General features: G+C 60.7%; 1 pseudogene. It reads left to right on the forward strand.

Annotated features, from left to right (window positions below):
* A pseudogene (locus J1G18_RS27845) lies at positions 1–743 on the forward strand (S-layer family protein); the annotation flags it as partial.

Genomic DNA, 743 nt, shown 5'->3' on the forward strand with positions numbered 1-743 from the left:
ACCAGCGTGCGCTCCAACCCGCACAAATATCTGATCGAAACCAACCCGGCGCTGACCAACCTCAAGCAGTTCATGAGCTCGGACTATCTGTTGGGCAAGCTCGGCTACGACCCCGACACCAGCGCCAAGCGCCTGGGCGACGGATTGTTTGAACAACGCATGGTGCAGCAGGCCGTGGTGGCCCGCACCGGCCAGCGCTTCATCGACGGACAGACCTCCGACGAAGGCATGTTCAAGTACCTGATGAACAACGCCATCGCCAGCAAGGATCAGCTCAACCTGTCGATGGGCGTTACCTTGACCGCGCAACAAGTGGCGGCACTGACCCACGACATCGTCTGGCTCGAAGAGCACGAAGTGAACGGTGAGAAAGTGCTGGTGCCGGTGTTGTACCTGGCCCAGGCCAACAACCGCCTGGCGCCTAACGGTGCATTGATCCAGGGCGGTGACGTGACCCTGATCGCCGGTGGCGACCTGAATAACGCCGGTACGCTGCGAGCCTCCAACAACCTGTCGGCCGAAGCCGGTAACAACCTTACCAACACCGGTCTGATCGAAGCGGGCGAGCGCCTGACACTCAAGGCCGGCAACGACATCATCAACAAATCCGGCGGCATCATTTCCGGCAAGGACGTCAGCCTCACAGCCACCAACGGCAGCGTGATCAACCAGCGTGACGTGACCAGTGTCGATGTCAATCGCGGTGGCAACGTGTTCCACCGCGACTACCTGGACAACGCCGC

It is taken from the genome of Pseudomonas sp. MIS38, assembly GCF_019891575.1.
GTDB lineage: Bacteria > Pseudomonadota > Gammaproteobacteria > Pseudomonadales > Pseudomonadaceae > Aquipseudomonas > Aquipseudomonas putida_A.